This window comes from Rhodoferax potami, assembly GCF_032193805.1.
GTDB lineage: Bacteria > Pseudomonadota > Gammaproteobacteria > Burkholderiales > Burkholderiaceae_C > Allorhodoferax > Allorhodoferax potami_A.
Window position 1 is genome coordinate 2,601,898 of the sequence record NZ_JAVBIK010000001.1, and the last position, 18,887, is coordinate 2,620,784.

At 62.7% G+C, this 18,887-nt stretch carries 24 protein-coding genes; 13 read left to right on the plus strand and 11 right to left on the minus strand.

The features are described 5' to 3' along the window. Positions 1-93 precede the first annotated feature (93 nt). On the plus strand, positions 94-1,062 hold the full coding sequence (locus RAE19_RS12495; RefSeq protein ID WP_313875194.1) for an MBL fold metallo-hydrolase: 969 nt from the start codon (positions 94-96) through the stop codon (positions 1,060-1,062). Positions 1,063-1,129: 67 nt separating this feature from the next. Here the strand turns inward: RAE19_RS12495 and RAE19_RS12500 are convergent, their stop codons facing one another. Next, positions 1,130-2,812, minus strand: coding sequence for an AMP-binding protein (locus tag RAE19_RS12500; RefSeq protein WP_313875195.1), 1,683 nt, complete (start codon positions 2,810-2,812; stop codon positions 1,130-1,132). Between the two features lie 228 nt (positions 2,813-3,040). Between RAE19_RS12500 and RAE19_RS12505 the strand changes: the two genes are divergently transcribed. The 5 genes from RAE19_RS12505 to RAE19_RS12525 all read left to right on the plus strand — a co-directional run bounded on the left by RAE19_RS12505 (position 3,041) and on the right by RAE19_RS12525 (position 6,657). Then, positions 3,041-3,613, plus strand: a complete 573-nt coding sequence (locus tag RAE19_RS12505) for an isochorismatase family protein (RefSeq protein WP_313875196.1) — start codon at positions 3,041-3,043, stop codon at positions 3,611-3,613. A 26-nt stretch (positions 3,614-3,639) separates the two neighbouring features. Continuing rightward, a complete protein-coding gene (locus RAE19_RS12510; RefSeq protein ID WP_313875197.1) occupies positions 3,640-3,906 on the plus strand; it encodes a DUF1272 domain-containing protein in 267 nt (88 codons plus the stop codon). A 14-nt stretch (positions 3,907-3,920) separates the two neighbouring features. Further along, positions 3,921-4,844, plus strand: a complete 924-nt coding sequence (locus tag RAE19_RS12515) for an EamA family transporter (protein ID WP_313876232.1) — start codon at positions 3,921-3,923, stop codon at positions 4,842-4,844. Between the two features lie 10 nt (positions 4,845-4,854). Continuing rightward, positions 4,855-5,814, plus strand: coding sequence for a GlxA family transcriptional regulator (locus RAE19_RS12520; protein WP_313875198.1), 960 nt, complete (start codon positions 4,855-4,857; stop codon positions 5,812-5,814). Between the two features lie 93 nt (positions 5,815-5,907). After that, the gene (locus tag RAE19_RS12525; protein ID WP_313875199.1) at positions 5,908-6,657 is read left to right on the plus strand and encodes an SDR family NAD(P)-dependent oxidoreductase; all 750 of its coding nucleotides are present in this window, start codon (positions 5,908-5,910) and stop codon (positions 6,655-6,657) included. Between the two features lie 4 nt (positions 6,658-6,661). Here the strand turns inward: RAE19_RS12525 and RAE19_RS12530 are convergent, their stop codons facing one another. Continuing rightward, a complete protein-coding gene (locus RAE19_RS12530) occupies positions 6,662-7,444 on the minus strand; it encodes a substrate-binding periplasmic protein (protein ID WP_313875200.1) in 783 nt (260 codons plus the stop codon). Between the two features lie 137 nt (positions 7,445-7,581). On the opposite strand from RAE19_RS12530, the gene RAE19_RS12535 reads away from it, so the two are divergent. Further along, entirely contained in the window at positions 7,582-8,814 is a 1,233-nt protein-coding gene (locus RAE19_RS12535) for a multidrug effflux MFS transporter (RefSeq protein WP_313875201.1), read from the plus strand. Further along, on the plus strand, positions 8,814-9,305 hold the full coding sequence (locus RAE19_RS12540; protein ID WP_313875202.1) for a C40 family peptidase: 492 nt from the start codon (positions 8,814-8,816) through the stop codon (positions 9,303-9,305). Before RAE19_RS12535 ends, RAE19_RS12540 begins: the two co-directional genes overlap by 1 nt. A gap of 9 nt (positions 9,306-9,314) precedes the next feature. Here the strand turns inward: RAE19_RS12540 and RAE19_RS12545 are convergent, their stop codons facing one another. The 3 genes from RAE19_RS12545 to RAE19_RS12555 form a co-directional block, all read right to left on the minus strand. Then, positions 9,315-9,608, minus strand: coding sequence for a hypothetical protein (locus tag RAE19_RS12545; protein ID WP_313875203.1), 294 nt, complete (start codon positions 9,606-9,608; stop codon positions 9,315-9,317). Between the two features lie 529 nt (positions 9,609-10,137). Continuing rightward, positions 10,138-10,722 (minus strand): flavin reductase family protein, encoded by a 585-nt coding sequence (locus RAE19_RS12550; RefSeq protein WP_313875204.1) that lies wholly within the window; start codon positions 10,720-10,722, stop codon positions 10,138-10,140. A gap of 12 nt (positions 10,723-10,734) precedes the next feature. Then, positions 10,735-11,364, minus strand: a complete 630-nt coding sequence (locus RAE19_RS12555) for an HD domain-containing protein (RefSeq protein ID WP_313875205.1) — start codon at positions 11,362-11,364, stop codon at positions 10,735-10,737. Between the two features lie 131 nt (positions 11,365-11,495). Between RAE19_RS12555 and imuA the strand changes: the two genes are divergently transcribed. Together imuA and RAE19_RS12565 are read left to right on the plus strand one after the other, a co-directional pair. Beyond that, positions 11,496-12,509 (plus strand): translesion DNA synthesis-associated protein ImuA, encoded by a 1,014-nt coding sequence (gene imuA / locus RAE19_RS12560; protein WP_313875206.1) that lies wholly within the window; start codon positions 11,496-11,498, stop codon positions 12,507-12,509. After that, the gene (locus RAE19_RS12565; protein ID WP_313875207.1) at positions 12,478-13,920 is read left to right on the plus strand and encodes a Y-family DNA polymerase; all 1,443 of its coding nucleotides are present in this window, start codon (positions 12,478-12,480) and stop codon (positions 13,918-13,920) included. Before imuA ends, RAE19_RS12565 begins: the two co-directional genes overlap by 32 nt. Before the next feature lie 9 nt (positions 13,921-13,929). Here RAE19_RS12565 and RAE19_RS12570 read toward each other — a convergent pair whose 3' ends face one another. From RAE19_RS12570 to RAE19_RS12580, 3 genes are all read right to left on the minus strand, one after another. Further along, on the minus strand, positions 13,930-14,076 hold the full coding sequence (locus tag RAE19_RS12570; protein ID WP_313875208.1) for a DUF1993 family protein: 147 nt from the start codon (positions 14,074-14,076) through the stop codon (positions 13,930-13,932). A 34-nt stretch (positions 14,077-14,110) separates the two neighbouring features. Further along, positions 14,111-14,239 carry a hypothetical protein gene (locus RAE19_RS12575; protein WP_313875209.1) on the minus strand — a complete coding sequence of 43 codons (129 nt, stop codon included), beginning with the start codon at positions 14,237-14,239 and terminating at the stop codon, positions 14,111-14,113. Between the two features lie 76 nt (positions 14,240-14,315). Next, positions 14,316-14,915: a PEPxxWA-CTERM sorting domain-containing protein gene (locus RAE19_RS12580; protein WP_313875210.1), complete on the minus strand. Its 600-nt coding sequence runs from the start codon at positions 14,913-14,915 to the stop codon at positions 14,316-14,318. A gap of 131 nt (positions 14,916-15,046) precedes the next feature. Between RAE19_RS12580 and RAE19_RS12585 the strand changes: the two genes are divergently transcribed. Next, entirely contained in the window at positions 15,047-15,538 is a 492-nt protein-coding gene (locus tag RAE19_RS12585) for an acyl-CoA thioesterase (RefSeq protein WP_313875211.1), read from the plus strand. Between the two features lie 18 nt (positions 15,539-15,556). Here RAE19_RS12585 and RAE19_RS12590 read toward each other — a convergent pair whose 3' ends face one another. Together RAE19_RS12590 and RAE19_RS12595 are read right to left on the minus strand one after the other, a co-directional pair. After that, positions 15,557-16,420: a transglutaminase-like domain-containing protein gene (locus RAE19_RS12590; RefSeq protein ID WP_313875212.1), complete on the minus strand. Its 864-nt coding sequence runs from the start codon at positions 16,418-16,420 to the stop codon at positions 15,557-15,559. 61 nt (positions 16,421-16,481) lie between these two features. Beyond that, a complete protein-coding gene (locus tag RAE19_RS12595) occupies positions 16,482-16,952 on the minus strand; it encodes an Lrp/AsnC family transcriptional regulator (RefSeq protein WP_313875213.1) in 471 nt (156 codons plus the stop codon). 65 nt (positions 16,953-17,017) lie between these two features. Here RAE19_RS12595 and RAE19_RS12600 point away from each other — a divergent pair, with 65 nt between their 5' ends. Both RAE19_RS12600 and RAE19_RS12605 read left to right on the plus strand, forming a co-directional pair. Further along, positions 17,018-17,164 carry a hypothetical protein gene (locus RAE19_RS12600; RefSeq protein ID WP_313875214.1) on the plus strand — a complete coding sequence of 49 codons (147 nt, stop codon included), beginning with the start codon at positions 17,018-17,020 and terminating at the stop codon, positions 17,162-17,164. After that, positions 17,161-17,952, plus strand: a complete 792-nt coding sequence (locus RAE19_RS12605; RefSeq protein ID WP_313875215.1) for an EamA family transporter — start codon at positions 17,161-17,163, stop codon at positions 17,950-17,952. Before RAE19_RS12600 ends, RAE19_RS12605 begins: the two co-directional genes overlap by 4 nt. Positions 17,953-17,996: 44 nt before the next feature. On the opposite strand, the gene RAE19_RS12610 is transcribed toward RAE19_RS12605, so the two are convergent. After that, on the minus strand, positions 17,997-18,758 hold the full coding sequence (locus tag RAE19_RS12610) for an SDR family oxidoreductase (RefSeq protein WP_313875216.1): 762 nt from the start codon (positions 18,756-18,758) through the stop codon (positions 17,997-17,999). Positions 18,759-18,887: the final 129 nt, after the last annotated feature.

Here is an 18,887-nt window from a genome sequence, read left to right on the forward strand (position 1 = left end):
ATCAAAAACCTTGTGCCAACGCTCCGCGCTGAAAGCGGCGCACCATAGGTCAGAAATTTCATTTCGCCCCGATTCATTAAAGGACACTTTGACATGCAACGCACGCTTTCCCGTATCGCCTTGGCCGTTGGCCTGCTCGCCGGCGCCATTGCCGCGCCCCACGCTATGGCGGATGCGCCTATGGTCAAGACCCAGGCGCCGGGTTTTTACCGGATGATGGTCGGTGACTTTGAAGTTACCGCCATTTCCGACGGCACCGTCAAGCTGCCCATGCTCAAGCTGATGAACAACCAGCCGGCCGAGAAAATTGCAGAGGCGCTCAAGCGCGGCTTCCTCAAAGAGATGGTGGAAACCTCGGTCAACACCTACCTGATCAACACCGGCAGCAAGCTGGTGCTGGTGGACACCGGCGCAGCGGGCTTGTTCGGCCCCACCTTGGGTAATTTGCTTGCGAATTTGAAGGCTGCAGGCTACCAGCCCGAGCAGGTGGACGAGATCTACATCACCCACATGCACCCCGATCACGTGGGCGGACTCATGGCGCAAGGCAGCATTGCGTTTCCGAACGCCACCTTGCGTATCGACAAACGCGATGTGGACTTCTGGCTGAGCGACGCCAATCTGGCCGCCGCGCCAGAAGGCAACAAGGGCTTTTTCCAAGGCGCCATGGCCTCGGTCAAGCCCTATGTGGCGGCCGGCAAGCTCAAGCCGTTTGAGGGCAACACTGAGCTGGTGCCCGGCATCCGCGCGGTGTCTACCTATGGCCACACCCCCGGTCACGCTAGCTATGTGGTCGAAAGCAAGGGCGAAAAGCTCATGCTCTGGGGCGACTTGATGCACTTGGCCGCGGTGCAGTTTGATGATCCGAGTGCCACCATCGCTTTCGACACAGACAACAGCGCAGCCCAGCAGCAGCGCGCCAAGGCGTTTGAAGAGGCAGCCAAAGGCGGCTACATGGTGGGTGTGACCCACGTGGCTTTCCCCGGCTTGGGCAACCTGCGGCCCGCGGCCAATGGCAAGGGTTATGTCTGGGTGCCCTTGAACTACTCCTCCTTAAAGTAATCAAACATCTCGGTAATGAAAAAGGGGCCCCACGGGGCCCCTTTTGTTTGGTAACGCAGCTGTGCGCTTATGCCCAGCGCACCTTGTCCTTGCCGGAATACCAGTTGGAGAGCTGTGGCTCGACCGCGGACTCGATACGAGCGCGCTTGATTTTCATGGTGGGTGTCAGCATGCCGTTTTCAATCGACCATGGCTCTGGTGCCACCACCAGCATTTGCAGCTTCTCGTAGTCCGGCAGTTCCGCGTTGACGCTGTCGAGCAGTTGCTCGAGTTCGGCGTGGACAGCGGCTTTGAACGCGGGGTCTGCCTTTACCTGGGGGCGCACGGTTTCCGCCAGCACCACAATGGCATAGGCCGATGGCTGGCCCACGCCGGACACCATGCTGGTCTCGATGCGGTTGCAGGCGTTCAGGCGGTTTTCAATCGGCGCAGGCGCCACGTATTTGCCCTTGGAGGTTTTGAACAGCTCTTTCACCCGGCCGGTGAGCTTGAGCAAGCCATCGGCACGGCGCTCGCCCTTGTCGCCGGTGCGGAAGAAGCCGTCTTCGGTGAATACCTCAGCATCCAGGTCTGGGCGCTTGTAGTAGCCCACAAACTGGCCTGGCGACTTGATCAGCACTTCGCCTTCTTCGCTGATGCGCACTTCAACACCTTTGAGTGGCACGCCCACGCACCCGGGGGCGTTGATCTTGTCGGTGGAGTTGTGCGAGTACGCAAAGTCTTCCGTCATGGCGTAACCCTCGATCAGGTTCAGGCCCAAGCGGCGGTACCAAGCAATCAGCTCTGCCGGAATGGGCGCAGAGCCGCTACCAGCCAGCAAAGCATGGTCCAGGCCCAAGCCCTTGAGCACCTTGCGGCCCACGATCTTGCCCAGAATCGGGATGCTCAGCAGCCGATCCAGCTTTTTGGGCTGCATCTTGGCGAACACGCCTTGCTGGAACTTCAGCCAGAGGCGGGGTACGGAGATGAACGTGACGGGCTTGGCGCGGTTCAAGTCCTGAATGAAGGTGTCCAGCGACTCGGCAAAAAACAGCTGGGTGTTGCCGTTCACCAGCGTGGCGGACTCGACCCACGCGCGCTCGAACACGTGCGCCAAGGGCAGGTAAGACAACATGCGGTTGCGGGTGTTGGTGCCAATGCGCGCCTGGGTGTCGTTGTTGATGCCTTCAGCCGCGGCGGTGATGCGCTCAAAGCTGTGCATCACGCCCTTGGGCTGTCCGGTCGAGCCGGAGGTGTACATCAAGATGGCGATGTCCTTACCGCCACGGGCGGGTTGGCCGGTCAGGGGTTTGGTGCGGCCGGTGATGGCATCCCACGCCTCATAGGTGTTCTTCGGGGCCAGCGGGAAAGCAATGATCGGCATGCCAGCAGGAATGCCGGGCTGCTGCTGGTCAAAGGTGTCGAGCTTGCCGACGAACAGCAGGCTGGCCTCGCTGTGCTCCAGCACATAGCGCACGGTGTCCGCGGTCTCGGTCGGGAAAATGGCAACCGTGGTGCAACCGGCCATCCAGATGGCGAGCTCCGCCATGATGAAATGGGCACAGTTCTTGGACAGGATGGCGACGCGTGCACCGGGCTCCAGGTTCTGCGCCTTCAAGTGCGCGGCCATGCGGCGTGCCTGGTCGAGGGTTTGTTTCCAGGTGTAGTCCACCACCTGCCCGCCACCGACCGGTTGGGTCATGAAGATCTGATCGGCGTGCGTGGTTTCGTGGCTGTAAACGTAGTCCAGCATGAGTTTGGCTTGGGCCATTTTTGTCTCCTCGTTATGGTTTGTTCGCACCATTGTCTGGTCTTTTGAGTGCAAAAGAGAGCTTTATGTGACCAAGTCCCCCTGGAATAGAGGGGGGCTACTATTTGTGGGTCAATTTAGTCGAGCATTGGTTGGCGCTTTTTGTCCTCTGCTTGTCGTGTATCGTGGTTTCGCGCATATTTAACGGCGGGTAGCATTGGATTACTGTTCAACCAAAGGTGTCCTTCCATGTCCTCCGTATCTACCCTGAAGCCCGCGCTCATCATCATTGATGTGCAGCAATCTTTCACCCAAATGCCCTTTTGGCAGCAGGGCATTCCGGGCCCCTTTGAGGCTGCTTTGCTGCGTCTGGAAGCCGGTTGCCGCGCGGCGGGTGCGCCGGTGGTACACATCTTTCATGTGGGGCTGGCCGGACCATTCCGCGAAGACTCCGGGTTTGTGAAGCCCTTGCCCTGGTTGCCCGGCAACCCGGATGTGCGGTTTGACAAACACACCCACAACGCCTTTACCGATACCGGGCTGGACTTGTGGCTGCGCCGCCAAGGGGTGGGCAAGCTCCTCATCTCCGGCATCCGGACCGAGCAATGTTGCGAAACCACGGCCCGTGTGGGCTCGGACCTGGGCTACGCCGTGGACTTTGTGTCTGAAGCCACCTTGACCTTCCCCATGACCCACGCCCGCAGTGGGCGCACCTTTAGCGCTGAAGACATCACCACCCGCACCGAGTTGGTTTTGCAAGACCGGTTTGCGCGTATCGTGGATGTCGATACCTGTCTCGCCGGTCTGCCATCTGCCCACTAAATCGTCGCCCTGAGGTCGAACCCGCCATGCTCCAACTCCGCCCCAACTGCGAATGCTGCAACACCGATTTGCTGCCCGCCGCCCTGAATGCCCGGATCTGCTCGTTTGAATGCACATTTTGTGCGGACTGTACAGACACCAAGCTGCAAGGCATCTGCCCCAATTGCGGGGGCGAGCTGGTGCGCCGCCCGGTGCGCCCGGCCGCCAAACTGGCCAATAACCCGCCCTCCGCTGAGCGGGTGTTCAAGCCGCAGGGATGCGCGTCCCAAGCGGACTCGGCGGCATCCGCATGAGCGCGGCCTTGCCCATGCGCCCCAAAGACTTGGGGCTGGCGTTGTTGGTCATTCTGGTGTGGGGGGTGAACTTTGCCGTCATCAAGGTGGGGGTGGTCGGGGTGCCGCCCTTGTTGCTGGGGGCCTTGCGCTTTGCGCTGGCCGCGTTCCCGGCGCTGCTGTTTGTGAAGCCGCCCAAGGTGCCCCTGCGCTGGTACCTGGCCTATGGCCTCACCATTTCGGTGGGGCAGTTTGCATTTCTGTTCACCGCGATTCATGTGGGCATGCCATCGGGCTTGGCGTCGCTGGTGCTGCAGTCGCAATCGTTTTTCACCCTGTTGCTGGCGGCCTGGTGGCTCAAAGAACGTTGGCAGGCCAACCAAATGGCCGGGCTGTTACTGGCCGCCTGCGGCTTGGTGCTGATTGGCAGCGCAGCAGGGCCGGTAGGGGCTGGCGTGTCCATGCCGCTGTTGGGCTTTTTGCTCACGGTGGCAGCAGCTGTCATGTGGGCCTGCGGCAATATCGTGACCCGCACCGTCAGCCGCTACGGCCCGATGAACCAGCTGGCTTTTGTGGTGTGGGCGAGCCTGGTGCCGACGCTGCCGTTTCTGGCGCTCTCCTTGGTGATGGAAGGGCCTGACGCCATCGCCACGGCCTTGCAGAATATCGGCTGGAGCACCTTCGCGGCCATCGCCTATTTGGCTTGGGCGGCCACTTTGCTGGGCTACGGTTTGTGGACGCACCTGATGTCCCGCTACGCCACCAACCGGGTGGCGCCGTTTACCTTGCTGGTGCCGGTGGTTGGCTTGACCACGGGTTGGGTGGTGTTCGGCGAGGCCCTGCGGCCGGTGCACTTTGCCGGTGGTGCGCTGTTGATGGCGGGGCTGCTGCTCAATGTGTTCGGCGCGCCGCTCTTGGCGCCGTGGGTGGCGCGTTGGCAGCGCAGCCGGTCTGAGTGATGCACGCCCCATGACAGCTGTCACACCGCTCCACATTTACCTGGTGCTCACGCCCAATGTGCTGATGCTGGACTACGCCGGTCCGGCCGAGGCGCTGCGCATGGCGCGTGACATGGGTGCACCGATCGCGCTGCACGCGTGCGGCCCGCAGGGCGATATTCCTACGTCCCTGAACACCGGCCTGACCGGCCTGGAGGCACTACCGAGCGCCTTGCCCGAGCGCAGCCTGGTGCTGGTGGTGGGCAACAGCAACGAGGCGGTGGACTACGCCACCGACGCCGCACGCACCGTAGTGCACTGGCTGCAGGCCTTGCCGCTGGGCACCCGCTTGGCGAGCATTTGCTCCGGAGCGTTGTTACTGGCGCAAGCCGGCTGCCTGGACGGCCGGCACTGCACCACCCACCACACCCTGATTGCCGACTTGCAGGCCCTGGCCCCGCGCGCGCAGGTGGTGTCAGACCGTATTTTTGTGGACGACGGCGAGGTGTTGACCAGTGCGGGCATTACCACCGGCATAGACCTCGCGCTGTACTTGATCGAGCAAGAGGCAGGGGCTGAACTGGCCGCTCGCGTAGCACGTCGTTTGGTGATGTACCAGCGCCGCGGCACCCACGACCCGCAGGTTTCACCTTGGCTGGCGCACCGCAACCACATGCACCCTGCAGTGCACCGCGCGCAAGACGCGGTGGCCCGCGAGCCGCAGCGCAACTGGACCCTGGCAGGGCTGGCGGATGTGGCTTGCGTGAGCCCGCGCCATTTGACCCGCTTGTTTGCGCAGCATGCCGGCATCAGCGTGGTGGTGTACCAGCAGCAGTTGCGTATTGCCCGCGCCAAACAACTGCTTGCCCAGCATGGTTGGCCGGTCGAGCGGGTGGCCGAGGCGTGTGGCTTTGCCTCCGCGCGCGACCTGCGCCGGGTGTGGCGCAAATACGAGCCCGGTTCGCCGGCCAGCGCCCGCGCGACCGATTGAAGACCGTTCGGCAGCGAACCGACATGCCACACCGCACCTTCTAACCTGCCTCGATGCGGTGTCTTGCCGCACGTCCATGGCAGGAGAAATGCAATGTTGAAACACAAAGTGGCGCTGGTAACCGGTGCTGCGTCTGGCATAGGCCGTTCGGTGGCCTTGTTGTTGGCGCGTGAGGGTGCCCGTGTCGTGGTGTCTGATGTGCAGTTGGACGCAGGTGCCGACACCGTAGCCTTGGTCCGCGCGCAAGGTGGCGAGGCCATTTTTGTGGCCGCCGATGTAGGCAAGCCCGCCGAGGCGCAGGCCTTGGTTGGGCGTGCGGTGGTGCATTACGGCCGGCTGGATATTGCGGTCAACAATGCCGGCATTGCCGGCCCCACCGCGCCCACGGCCGACTACCCGCTGGACGGCTGGGCCCGCGTGCTCAACATCAACCTCAGTGGCGTGTTTTACGGCATGCAGGCCCAGATTGAAGCCATGCTCAAGCATGGTGGCGGCTCCATCGTCAACATGGCCTCGGTGCTGGGCGCGGTGGGCTTTAGCGGCTCGGTAGCCTACACCGCCGCCAAGCACGGCGTGGTGGGGCTGACCCAGGTAGCTGCATTGGAGTACAGCGCGCAAGGTGTGCGAGTGAATGCGGTGGGCCCGGGCTTCATTGAAACGCCCATGGTCAGCAAGCTCTCCGAAGACCCCGCCACCCGCGCCATGCTGGTGGCGGCCCACGCTGCCGGCCGTTTGGGGCGGCCTGCCGAGGTGGCCGAGCTGGTGGTGTGGCTGGCCTCAGACCGCGCCTCGTTCGTCACCGGGGCGTATTACCCGGTGGATGGCGGCTATCTCGCCCGGTAGTCGGTTATTGGCTGGCGAAGAGGTTGCGCTCGATGATCTTTTGGATATCGCCGCGCGCATAGCCCTGCCGGATGACTTCGTTAAACCCTCGTAGCCACTCGCCCATTTGCATGGTTTTGGGGAAGGCCAGGTAGTTCGGGTCGCGGCGCAGTGGCACCGGCAGCACCACAAAGTTCTTCCACTGGCTTTTTGGTATTTTGTGGAGGCGCAGGGTTTCTTGAAACCCGGCCTTGCCCACATTGAAGAGTGCGCAGTCAATCCGCCCGGCGGCAAGTTTGCTCAGGCGGTTGCGCGCGCCGTTGTCCCCCTCGATTGAGAACACGCCGTCTTGGTGCGCGCGGTCAAAGGCACTGCCAAAACTGGCGCCCCGCACCGTGCCCAAAGTTTTGCCCTGCAGATCGCTCAGGCTCTGGTAGTTGAACTCGTGGCCCTTGCGCACCACGATCACTACCTCGTCATAAAACAAAGGCTCGGAGTAATCAAACACCTCATCGCGCCGCCATGTCCAGGAAATGCCCAGCAAGCCCCCCTGGCCTGATGCCGACGCCATATAAGCCCTGGCCCACGGGTACAAACTCAGCTCGAAGCGGTGTTGCGTCATCTGCTTGTCCACGTAGTTCAAGATGTCAATCAGCACGCCGCGCTGCTCACCCTCGTGCACAAACATCTTGGGGGGCGAGCCATCGCCACTGAAGACCGGAATCACAGGCGCTGTCGCATGGGCACTGCCGGCCAGGCTGAGCGCCAGCATGCAAAGCCTCACCATGAATGCGAACCAGCGTTTCAAAGCAATCCTTTTTTGCGATTTTGTCTAGTAAGTGAACTAATGTTGCGGCCGCAAGTATGCAGGTTTTTGAAAACGCTTTCCACGTCGTCGCCTTGCCCCGTGTTTCAATAGCGAGCTGTACCTGTTTGCTGCACTCCATGACCCCCGAAGCCCAAAAACTCTGGCGCGCCCCGCAATGGGCGTTTTCCATCCTGCTCGCCTTGCTGGGCATGTTGGGGCCGTTCTCCATTGATACGTATCTGCCTGCATTTGCCGGCATCAGCCAGTCGCTGGGGGCCACGCCGGTGCAGATGCAGCAAACGCTGTCGGCCTATCTGTTCGGCTTTGCCTTCATGGCGCTGTTCCACGGCTCCATTTCAGACAGCTTCGGCCGGCGCCCGGTGGTGCTGTGGGGGCTGGCAGCGTTCACTATTGCCTCGGTCGGGTGTGCGCTGTCGCAAACCATCGGCCAGCTCATCTTCTTCAGGGCCATGCAGGGCTTGTGCACCGGCGCGGGCATTGTGATTTCACGCGCGGTCATTCGTGATGTGTATCCACCCTCGCAGGCGCAAAAGGTCATGAGCCAGGTCACCATCTTCTTCGGGGTGGCGCCTGCCATTGCTCCGATGGTGGGGGGCTGGCTGCTGATTCATGCCAGCTGGCACGGCATCTTCTGGTTCCTGGCCGCGGTGGGCGTGGCGCTGTGGATGTCTAACTACTTTTTGTTGCCCGAGACCTTGCCACCCGCGCAGCGCCAGCACTTTCATGTCAAAAACCTGTTGGCCGGGTATTGGAAGCTGGGCTCCGACCCGCGCTTCTTGTTGCTGGCGCTGGCCAGCGGCATTCCGTTCAACGGCATGTTTTTGTATGTGCTGAGTGCGCCGGTGTTTCTGGGTGAGCACCTGGGGTTGCAGCCCCAGCAGTTTTTCTGGTTTTTTGTGCTCACCATCAGCGGCATCATGGGCGGCGCGTTTGTCAGCGGCCGGGTGGCCGGCAAGATTGCGCCCAAGCGCCAGATCCGCAACGGCTTTCTCATCATGCTCGCCATCGGGGTGATCAACCTTGTTGCCAACCTGCTGTTCAAGGCACATGTGAGCTGGGCGCTGTTCCCCATCGCCATTTTTGCTTTCGGCTGGGCGCTCATGGTGCCGGTGGTGACCTTGCTGGTGCTGGACTTGCACCCGGACCGTCGGGGCATGGCGTCTAGCCTGCAGATGTTTGTGGGCTCTACGGCCAATGGCATCGTGGCCGGGGTGGTGTCGCCGCTGGTCATGCACTCCACCATCGGCTTGGCTACTGCCTCGGTGCTGATGATGTGTGTGGGCCTGTGCTCTTGGGTGTTCATTCGCAGCCGCTGGCCCGAGATCGGACGGCGCGTGGAGGAGTTGTGATGCGAGCGCTGTGTGGTTTGCTGCTTGCCAGCGCAGTGCTGGTGTTGGCGGGCTGTTCGAGTGCGCCTACGACCCCTTCATCGCCCGCAGCAGTACCCCAGCCGGCTGCCCGCTTGACGTTGGATCAGGCCAACGACGTTACCGTCATGGCCATAGGCTTGGTGGGCACGCCCTATCGCTACGGCGGCAACACGCCCGCTAGCGGGTTTGATTGCAGCGGCCTGATTGGCTATGTGTACCAACAGCGCGCCGGTGTCGTAGCGCCTCGCACTACCGGCGGCCTGATCGATTGGGGCACCAGCATCCCCGCACCCAGCTTGCGCACCGGTGACCTGGTGGTATTTGCCCAAAACGGCCGCGCAAACCATGCCGGCATCTACGTGGGCGAAGGCCGCTTTGTGCACGCGCCGTCTACCGGTGGCACCGTGCGGCTGGATCGGTTGAATTCGTCGTACTGGGCTAAGCAGCAGGTGAGTTACCGGCGGCCTTGAGCGGCGTGACTAATCTTTGAGTTGTGCTCCAACCCATCTTTGCCCCAAAAAGCCTTGGTCTGTCAGGTTGCAAACCTGGGCTATTGCGCGTCTGAGCTGGGTTGATTTTGGGTTTTCGATATCGGTAGGAATCGATAAGAAAGAGTTTGCGAGACTTGCTGGTTCAAATGAGGCAACAAATAGCGCTTCACCTCCGGCGTTTGTGACGAGCTCAACGACATTTTTAGGAAACTTTCCTGGTTCGATGTAAGCACGTACAGAACTAAAACGCTCGAGCGCATATACGGTGCGCTTGGTAGTCAAGAAGGCGGACACCGTTTAGACCGCTATCTCACCCGTGCTCACACTTATTTTTAGCCGACGTTGGCTCTGAACGAACTTTGACCAGAAGGCTATGAATGGGGGACTGGAGGCCGCAGCGAGGACCGCCAGTTCTTTAAGGCCAACGCTTTGTACGGCAAATATGGAAAAAAACGTCAACAACGGGAGCGTCAAGAGCACGTATGCCGAGGTGTACGAAACATCGCCTTGAACGTCTATTTCAGACATCAAACTTCCTGTTGCTGCGCATGCCTTTTTTCAAAAGCCCCGCCATGAAAAGCAATGCAAGGGCAAAGCAAGCTGTGAAAATTCCGAGAATCTGTGCCTGCCATGTCGGAGGAAATGCACGCTACATCCAATCTCCCATTTCGTAGAGCCAAGGAGCAGTAGTGCTCCTGTGATTCGGAGTGAGGGGCGTATGGATGAGTCGGGTGGATATATCGATGGCATGTGCTCATGATTTTGGACGACATCGCAGGGTACGCATATCCCTCAAACGGGTGAATTGATTTCACTCCCCCACCTTCATCCCTTCCCCAATCACAAAAAACTGCCCACCTGCCACGTAGTGCAGCGTGCGCAAATCATCGGGTGCCTTGTCGAATTCCCAGTGTCCGTTGTTGAACACGCGGCTGTCCGCCCAGGCGTGGGTTACTTCGCCGATGAACAGGTCGTAGGTTTGCTGGTTGTGTGGCTCGGGCAGCACTTTGCACAGCAACCAGCCCACGCAGCCCTGCACCAGTGGCACGTCACTATCCGGTGGCGCAAATGTGTGAATGCCGTGGCGTTGCAGTTTGTCAGGCATGGTGCGTGCGCTGTCGGTGCCCACCCCTAGTGTGGCTTGCGCCAGAGTGCGGGCCGGGATGTTGAGTGCAAACCAGCCGCTACCGTCCACCAGCGCACGGGTGCGGGTGGCCTTGTCGATGGCCACTGTCACCTTGGGCGGTTGGAAGTCCAGCGGCATGGACCAAGCGGCGGCCATCACGTTGTGTTCGCCTGCGTGCGCGGATGACACCAACACCGTGGGGCCATGGTTGAGCAGGCGGTACGCCTTGTCCAGCGGGACGGGGGAGCAGAAGTCGGGCAGGGTGTTCATAGGGGTGTGTGGTTACGCCAATGCCTGCGCTAGATTCACCCGCGCACGGGCCTCTAGCGTGGCGTGGAAGTGGTCAGTGCCGTAGATGCGTGGGCGGGCTGCGAAGGAAAGCAGCACCTCTTTGCGCTTGGTGCGGAACAGGTCCTCGGGTACGAAGGCGTATTCCTTGCGGATCTGTTGCTCATATTGCGCAAAGCGCTGCGCGTCGGCACCGAGGATGGATAGGTCTATATCCACCAGCAACTGCGCATCGCCTGCGGCGGGCGCGCTGGTGTGGCGGGTGGCCATAACCAACTCGTAGACGCGCTCTGCCACTTCTGCCTGCACACCAGCGGTGGTGAGCGCCTGCCGTGCCCAAGCGGCACTTTGTTCCTCGTTGTCACTGCCATGCACGTCATACACCGCGTCGTGAAACCAGAGTGCCAGCGCCACCTCAGCAGGCCGCTGCGCCAGATGCCGCACCACTTCAAACCCGTGTAAGCACTCGGCCAGATGCTGGGTGCTGTGGTAATGCCGCTGCGGCTCGGCGTAGGCGGCCAGCAGTGCGCCGCATAGCTCGGTGCCGTCGGTGCGCGCGCCGGCATCGTGCCAGGCAGATGCAAACAGGGGTTTCAGGGCGGCCAAAGACGGTGCGGTGTTCATGGCAGGCACTCTAGCAAAACCGGCCACCCCGCCAGCGCCCGCCGGGCCTGCAAACCCTGTTCTTGATTTTGATAGCAGAGGGCTTTTCCATATACTGTTTAAAAATACAGTAAATTATTGAAGCCCTTGCCATGACTAGCGCTGCGCGCCATTCCCATCTTGCTGACACGGCCTTGGCCTCCGGTGTGCCGGACCCGCAGGACATCCACGCCGGTGTCTGGCACGCGCACACCTTGGCCACGCCCACAGAGGCGGTGCAGGCCACGGGCGATGCGCTCTTGGACGCACATTTGCCCGGCGGCGGCTGGCCGGTGGGCGCCTTGGTGGAGTTGCTGCAGCCTGCCGGCGCGCACAGCGAGTGGCGCCTGCTGCTGCCCGCGCTGGCAGCGTGCGGGCGCGGCCCGGTGGTGATGGTGGGGCCGCCGCAGCTGCCGTTTGCACCGGCGCTCTCTCGGCTGGGCCTGCGCTCAGGGCGGCTGCTGTCGGTGCTGGCGTCTACCACTGCAGGAGAGGGCGCGCGCGTCAAAGATGAAGCGAGCGGACGTCTCTGGGCTACCGAGCAGGTGCTGCGCTGCGCCGAGGTGGATGCTGTGCTGGCCTGGTTGCCGCAGGCCCGGGGCGACCAGCTCCGTCGCCTGCACTTGGCAGCTGCCGAGCACCACAAGCTGCTCTTTGTGATGCGGCCAGACCGGGCGCGCAGTGACGCGTCGCCCGCCGTGCTGCGCCTCCTCGTGCAGCCGATGGCCAGCGCCCGGCATCCGCTGCAAGGGTTGTTGCTGGACGGGTTGGAGGTCGACATCCTCAAGCGGCGCGGACCGCCCTTGGCCGAGCCCTTGCACTTGCAGGCCCGCAGCCAGCAATTAGGCCTGCTGCTGGCCGCCAGCCGTGCCTTGACACAGGGCATGGAGCAAGAGCGCGCTTCAGTGTGGGGCATGTTGTCTGACACGCCGCTGGATGCACAGGCCACGCGCGCCGCTTTTCAGCAGCAGGCGCTGGGGGGCGCGCAGAGCCAAGCACTGCCGTGGCCACCGCTGCCTCCCGCGCAGGGCGAGTTGGCTGTGGCGGCGCACGGAGCGGCCGATGCGGTTGGGTATGTGGATGTGGAGACAGGCCATGCACTGGATCGCGCTGCGGCCGTCGCCTGATGCAGCGGCCGCCCCGACCGAGCCTGCGCTGGTGGATACCCCCACCGCGCTGGCATGGTGGGCGCTGCGCTTCACGCCGCTGGTGGCCCGCGTGGGCGATGTACTGGTGCTGGAGGTATCGGCCAGCGAGCGCCTGTTCGGCGGGCGCACAGCGTTGCTGCGGCAACTTTTAGAGCCAAATAAGCCTGTAGCGCTCGCGGAATATGCGCAAGGTGCTACATCTTTAATAGCGCTGGCGGCGCTGCAGGTGCACGCCTGTCGGGTGGGGCAGGCCGCGCCGGTGCGTGCGGTGCTGCCCGATGCCCTGCCGGTGCACACCCTAGCCGCGGCCCACGCGCACCTGCCCACGCTGGCCCGCCTGGGCGTGCGCACCTGGGGGCAGCTGCGGGCCTTGCCGCGCGGCGGTGTGGTGCGGCGCTTTGGTGCCGAGGTGGTGGATGCGCTGGACCGCGCCTACGGCCAGCGCCCTGAGGTCTACCCTTGGCTCACGCTGCCCGATGTGTTTGATGCCCCCCTGGAGCTGGCGGCGAGTGTGGATTCGGCGCCGGCCTTGCTGTTCGGCGCGCGCCGCCTGCTGGCGCAACTGCTGGTGTGGCTGCGCGCCCGCCAGGCCGGGGTGCTGGCGCTGGAGCTGCTGTGGGAGCTAGACGTGCGCCGCGCCAACACCCGCCATGTGGACGCCCACCACCAGGGCGGCCAGCAAGGTCGCCTGGAGTTGCGCACCGCCGAGGCCACGCAGGACATGAGCCACCTGCAACGCATTCTGGGTGAGCAGCTGGCCCGCGTGACGTTGCCCGCGCCGGTGTTGTACCTGCGCCTGCGCAGCCTGCAGACCCAGCCGCTGGGCGGCGAGAGCCACAGCCTGCTGCCCGAAGACGTGCGCAAGGGCGACAGCCTGCACCAGACCTTGGAGCGCCTGGCCGCCCGGCTGGGCGCGCACAGCGTGCAGTGCGCCACCCCGCAGGCCGACCACCGGCCCGAGCGCATGCAACGCTGGCAGCCGTGGCGGGCAGATATGGCGCGCAAAGAAAACCCATCTGCTATGAAATCAGGAGCTGCTCGCGCACATTCCATGAGCGCTAGAGGCCTAAAAGACTCTGAACTAGAGAGCGCGGTGCTGCCCACTGCCGACCTGTACCCCACTTGGCTGCTGCCGGTGCCGCAGCGCTTGGTGGTGCGCCAAAGCGTTCCCCACTATCACGGCGAACTCACGCTACTGGCCGGCCCGCAGCGCCTGGAAACGGGTTGGCTCGAAGGCGAGCCCGCTTTGCGCGACTACTACATGGCCCGCAGCCCGCAGGCGGGGCTGGTGTGGGTGTACCGCGAGCGGCTGGCGGCGCACACTGAGGCTGCCTCTGGGCCTTCAGACCCGGACGCGCTGGCGTGGTTTCTGCACGGCCTGTTTGCCTGAGCGCGCGGCTCAGCCCCGGTACACATGCCAGCCATCAAAGTCGCCTTTGCTGAGTGGCAGGCCGTGCTGGCGCAGCAGCGCATAGACCATGCTGAGGTGGAAAAAGAAGTTGGGCAGCGCGTACTGCTGCAAAAAGGTGCTGTCATCCAGCGCCACGGTCGTCTCGCCGGCCGGGTCGTGAATGGTACGTTCAGCGGCAGTAGCTCCGCTTCCGGGGTACCTCGCAGTGTGCGGCGGCCTTGGCTAACAAGCCTTGCAGCTGATCCAAGTAGCGGGCGAATACCGGCACGCTGGCGTCAAATAAAAAATGGGGCGACATGCGCGGAATCCTACTCTCGGCTCCGGGAATGAAAAAGGGCCCCTCAGGGCCCTTGTTTTTAGCGTATCAACCGTTTTCAGGCTTTGCGCTTGCGCATTGCGGCACCGACCAGTCCCAAGCCCGCCAAGAGCAGGGCATAAGTTTCTGGCTCCGGAACAGCACTTACGGGCAAGCTTTGGGAGAGCAAGTCGCCCATTTTCTTCTTGTCGCCCAAGCTGTCCAGGAATTGGACCTTGATGTGTGGTGTGTCAAACACCAAAGGTGCAGCAGCGGCGGCGGTGAAGTCGATGCGCCATGTCATGTTGCTTGTCAGCGCCAAGGGGGTCGCAAAAGAAAAACAGGCGCCCTTAGTGCCGCCGGTTGTACAGCCCAAGTTGGCCGCTACACCAGCAGTTACGGAGCCGAAGCTCGGTGCAGTGACACCGGGGCCGCTGATGAGTTTGCCGGAAAGGACTTCGGTGCCCAAGCCCTTGATTTCAAACGCCTTCAAGAAGCTCGCGCCGCTCCAGTCGCCAGTGGCGTGATTGGAATTGAGGATAGAGAACTCCAGCGTATCGGCATCAACCGCCTGAGACGCGAAGGTCACGCCTTGGAAAGTCAAAGAGCTGGCGGCTTGTGCGCCGAACGACAGCAAGCCGAAAACGACGGCGATTGCTTTGGTGTGGATGTTCTTCATAAAAAGATCTTAACAATTTGTAACTGCCTGTATTTTTACAAATTACGCCATTTGGCGCACTAGTCCGAATGGATGCGTGGCGGAAAGTGTGAACAATCGCATGATTCGCGTTTTTCACTACTTTCTGGCCCATGAACTTGCCCACCCACCAACTCACCATGACCGTGCTCATGTCGCCTGACATGGCCAACTTCTCCGGCAATGTGCACGGCGGCGCCATCCTCAAGCTGCTCGACCAGGTGGCCTATGCCTGTGCCAGCCGCTATGCCTCGCGCTATGTGGTGACGCTGAGTGTGGACCGGGTGCTGTTTTTGCAGGCCATCCATGTGGGGGAGCTGGTGACCTTTCTGGCCAGCGTGAACTACACCGGCAAGTCGTCCATGGAAGTGGGCATCAAGGTGATTGCCGAGAATATCCGCACCCAGGAGGTGCGCCATGTGAACAGCTGTTTCTTCACCATGGTGGCGGTGGACGACCACGGCAAGGCCGCGCCGGTGCCTGCGCTGCAGCCCGAAACTGACGACGAAAAGCGCCGCTTCGAGGCAGCCCAGATGCGCAAAGCCCTGCGCCAAGAACTCGAAGAAAAATTCCGCAAGACCACCCGCCAGCCCGGCACGGTCTAAGTCTTTTGTAGCCTGGGCTCAGCCGTCCGTACTGAGCGCATCCGCGCTGTGGTGCGGCACCCGCAGCAGGCCGTCCGCCCCTGGAATGGCTTCAATGCTGATCACCGGCGTGCTGCTTTGCACCGTGCCGAAGATGGTGGCAAAAGCCACGTCGGCCGCATCGCGCCCGGTGGCAAAGCGCACCAGGCCCATGGGGATGGCGGTGCCTGAGGGGTCAAACAAATACCAACGGTCGCCCACATAGGCTTCCACATAGGCATGGAAGTCGGTCGGCCCCAGCGCGGGGTCGGCCCCGTAGTCGATGCCGGTCGTAAACCGGGCCGGCACATTGGCTGCGCGGCACAGTGCAATCATCAGGTGCGCAAAGTCGCGGCACACCCCCACATGGCTTTGCAAGGTGTCCAGCGCCGAGGTGTTGCTGTTGGAGGTGTTGGGGCTGAAGGCGGTGTGTTGCAGCACCCAGTCGCGAATGGCCTGCACCCGGCTGTAGCCCTGCCAGCGCTGGCCGAACTCCTGCTGGGCAAACTGCAGCAGCAAATCCGACTGGCAGTAGCGGCTGGGGTACAGGTAGGGCAGCACGTTGGTAGGCAGGCGGCTCACCGGCACTTCTGCGATGGTGGCGGGTGCAGCCACCCAATGGTCCAGATCCACCGTAGCCGCATAGGCCACTTGCAGCATGCCGGGCAGGGCGCTGGTACGCAGGACGCGGTTGGTGGAGGGCGGGCTGCTCTCCAGGGTGTAGGCCAGGGGCTGGCTGAAGTGCAGCGACTCGGACACCACCCGCTGGCGCGGCGTGAAGGCCGCGTGCAGGTGGAATACAAAGTCGCCACCCGGGGGCTGCACTTGGTAGTGCAGCTGGATGGCAAGGCGGAGGCGGATCATCCCCCCTTCTACAGGTTTGGCGCGCTTTTGTCTGTGCGCCGCCCTGCAAGGGGGTGTGCTTTCAGGTGCCGGGCAGGCGCAGGGGCTGGTCTTCGAACTCGGTGTTCAGCACCACGGTGCTGGTGGTGCGCGCCACGCCTGGGATGGCTTTGATCTGTAGCAGCACCGCCTCCAGGTCGCGGGCATGCGGGGTACGCACCTTGGCCAGCAGGTCGTATTCACCTGCCACACTGTGCAGCTCCTGCACCGAGGGCAGCTCGCGCAGGCGGGGTGCAATGTCGCGGCAGTGGGCACCGCCATCGTTGCGAATCGCCACAAACGCGGTGAAGTTCAGCCCCACGGTGTGCGGATCCACGCTGATCGAGAAGCGGCGGATCACACCGCGCTCCAGCATCTTCTTGACCCGCTCATGCACCGCGGCGGTAGACAGCCCCACCTCGGCACCCACCTCGGCGTAAGAACGTCGGCCGTCTTCGCCCAAGGCCGTAAGAATTTTTGCGTCGATGGCGTCTGTCTGAATATTTGCTTGCATTGGGCTGGTTTTTCGATAATATCACGCCCAACGGCGCTGGTTGCCGTAAATTTTACGGACTATTCATGATTTCGGCACTCAATATTCAGCAAGGCTGGCGTTTATCCCCGTTCTGGCGCCTCATGGTGGCGCTCTGGCTGGTGTACATCGTCTGGGGCACCACTTACTTTGCCATCGGCGTGGCGGTGCACAGCTTTCCCCGCTGTGGATGAATGCCACCCGCTTCACGCTGGCCGGCGTGATCATGCTGGCCTGGGCCTTGTGGCGCGGCGAAAAGCTGCCCAGCTGGCGCCAGTGGCGCAATGCCGCGCTGGTGGGCGGGCTGATGGTGTTTGTGTCCATGAACCTGGTGGTGTTCGCGCAAAAGCAGGGCATTGGCTCCGGGCTCATGGCCACGGTCATCACCACCATGCCCATGTGGCTGGCACTGTGGACGCGACTGGGCGGCGAGCGCGTGCCCACTACCAGCTGGATCGGGCTGGTGTTGGGTGTGGCGGGTGCTTTGCTTCTTGCCATGGAGGGCGACTTTTCTGCCAGCTGGCTGGGTGCCCTGGCCGCCTTTGGCGCACCGCTGTGCTGGAGCGTGGGTTCCTACGCATCCCGCAAACTGGACTTGCCGGGCCCTGCCATGGCATCGGCCACCGAGTGGCTGGCCGGCGGGCTCATGGGTGTGGTGGCGGCTTCGCTCATCGAGCCCCAAGGGTCGCTGGGGAACGTGACCCATGAGGGCTGGCTGGCCTGGTGGTACCTGCTGGTGTTCGGCACGCTCGTGGCACTCAATGCCTACCTCTGGCTGCTGCAAAACACCACGGCTGCGGTGGCCGGCAGCTATTCGTTTGTGAACCCTGCTGTGGCCCTGGTGGTGGGTGTGGTGATTGGCAAGGAAGTGCTCACCGGCTGGGTGTTCCTGGCCCTGCCGCTGATTGCCGGTGCGCTCGCCATGATCATGTACGGCCCGGCCATTGTGGGCTGGCTGCGCAGCCGCACCGCCCGGTCATGAAAAGCCGGGCGTGAATGTCGGGGGCTAGCCCTCGAACAAGCGCTTTACACCGAGGTCAGCCCGCCGTCCACCGTGTGGGCCAGGCCGGTCACAAAGCTGGACGCATCCGAGCTGAGCCACAGCACCGCAGCGGCCACTTCGTCGGGCTCGCCAATGCGGCCAATCGGGTGGGCGCCTGCCACCGTGGCGGCGACCTTGGGGTCGGCTTGCACGGCGCGCTCCAGCATCACCGTGCGGATCACGCCGGGGCACACCGCGTTCACGCGAATGCCTTTGCGCCCGTACTCCACCGCGGCGGATTTGGTGAGGCCAATCACCGCATGCTTGCTCGCGCTGTAGGTCGACATCTTGGGCGCGCCCACCAGCCCGGCCACCGATGCAGTGTTCACGATGGCGCCGCCACCTTGGGCGAGCATCTGCGCAATCTGGTACTTCATGCACAGCCACACGCCCTTGACGTTCACGCCCATGATGCGGTCGAAGGTGGCTTCTTCGCAGTCGGCCAGGCGCATGTGTTCTTCTTCAATGCCGGCGTTGTTGAAGGCGCAGTCCAGCCGCCCGAAGTGCGCCACCACTTGAGTCACCATGGCTTGCACCTGCGCGGCCTGCATCACATCCGCCGCAATGAACAGCGCCTCGGCCCCCAGCGCTTTGACCTGCGCCGTGGTTTCTTCACCTGCTGCCACGTCGCGGTCGGTTACCGCTACCTTGGCGCCTGCACGCGCAAACGCCAGCGCACTGGCCCGCCCAATGCCACCGCCACCGCCGGTGACTAGCACTACTTTGTTGTCAAACCGAATGTCCATGGAATGCCCCTTGCCGCAAAAAAAGGCATCTTAGGCCGCGGTATGGCGCCGTGCCGCCGCTGGCGTAACCCGCGCGACAGTGCGCGGACCGAACCCGCCAGTGCCGGATACTCGGGGCACGTTTTTCAC

What these genes read in the sequence shown, in the direction of transcription:
- RAE19_RS12495 (WP_313875194.1), top strand. Translation starts at nt 94, where the DNA reads ATGCAACGCACGCTTTCCCGTATCGCCTTGGCCGTTGGCCTGCTCGCC.
- RAE19_RS12500 (WP_313875195.1), bottom strand. Translation starts at nt 2,812, where the DNA reads ATGGCCCAAGCCAAACTCATGCTGGACTACGTTTACAGCCACGAAACC.
- RAE19_RS12505 (WP_313875196.1), top strand. Translation starts at nt 3,041, where the DNA reads ATGTCCTCCGTATCTACCCTGAAGCCCGCGCTCATCATCATTGATGTG.
- RAE19_RS12510 (WP_313875197.1), top strand. Translation starts at nt 3,640, where the DNA reads ATGCTCCAACTCCGCCCCAACTGCGAATGCTGCAACACCGATTTGCTG.
- RAE19_RS12515 (WP_313876232.1), top strand. Translation starts at nt 3,921, where the DNA reads ATGCGCCCCAAAGACTTGGGGCTGGCGTTGTTGGTCATTCTGGTGTGG.
- RAE19_RS12520 (WP_313875198.1), top strand. Translation starts at nt 4,855, where the DNA reads ATGACAGCTGTCACACCGCTCCACATTTACCTGGTGCTCACGCCCAAT.
- RAE19_RS12525 (WP_313875199.1), top strand. Translation starts at nt 5,908, where the DNA reads ATGTTGAAACACAAAGTGGCGCTGGTAACCGGTGCTGCGTCTGGCATA.
- RAE19_RS12535 (WP_313875201.1), top strand. Translation starts at nt 7,582, where the DNA reads ATGACCCCCGAAGCCCAAAAACTCTGGCGCGCCCCGCAATGGGCGTTT.
- RAE19_RS12540 (WP_313875202.1), top strand. Translation starts at nt 8,814, where the DNA reads ATGCGAGCGCTGTGTGGTTTGCTGCTTGCCAGCGCAGTGCTGGTGTTG.
- RAE19_RS12550 (WP_313875204.1), bottom strand. Translation starts at nt 10,722, where the DNA reads ATGAACACCCTGCCCGACTTCTGCTCCCCCGTCCCGCTGGACAAGGCG.
- RAE19_RS12555 (WP_313875205.1), bottom strand. Translation starts at nt 11,364, where the DNA reads ATGAACACCGCACCGTCTTTGGCCGCCCTGAAACCCCTGTTTGCATCT.
- imuA (WP_313875206.1), top strand. Translation starts at nt 11,496, where the DNA reads ATGACTAGCGCTGCGCGCCATTCCCATCTTGCTGACACGGCCTTGGCC.
- RAE19_RS12565 (WP_313875207.1), top strand. Translation starts at nt 12,478, where the DNA reads ATGCACTGGATCGCGCTGCGGCCGTCGCCTGATGCAGCGGCCGCCCCG.
- RAE19_RS12575 (WP_313875209.1), bottom strand. Translation starts at nt 14,239, where the DNA reads ATGTCGCCCCATTTTTTATTTGACGCCAGCGTGCCGGTATTCGCCCGC.
- RAE19_RS12580 (WP_313875210.1), bottom strand. Translation starts at nt 14,915, where the DNA reads ATGAAGAACATCCACACCAAAGCAATCGCCGTCGTTTTCGGCTTGCTG.
- RAE19_RS12585 (WP_313875211.1), top strand. Translation starts at nt 15,047, where the DNA reads ATGAACTTGCCCACCCACCAACTCACCATGACCGTGCTCATGTCGCCT.
- RAE19_RS12590 (WP_313875212.1), bottom strand. Translation starts at nt 16,420, where the DNA reads ATGATCCGCCTCCGCCTTGCCATCCAGCTGCACTACCAAGTGCAGCCC.
- RAE19_RS12595 (WP_313875213.1), bottom strand. Translation starts at nt 16,952, where the DNA reads ATGCAAGCAAATATTCAGACAGACGCCATCGACGCAAAAATTCTTACG.
- RAE19_RS12600 (WP_313875214.1), top strand. Translation starts at nt 17,018, where the DNA reads ATGATTTCGGCACTCAATATTCAGCAAGGCTGGCGTTTATCCCCGTTC.
- RAE19_RS12605 (WP_313875215.1), top strand. Translation starts at nt 17,161, where the DNA reads ATGAATGCCACCCGCTTCACGCTGGCCGGCGTGATCATGCTGGCCTGG.
- RAE19_RS12610 (WP_313875216.1), bottom strand. Translation starts at nt 18,758, where the DNA reads ATGGACATTCGGTTTGACAACAAAGTAGTGCTAGTCACCGGCGGTGGC.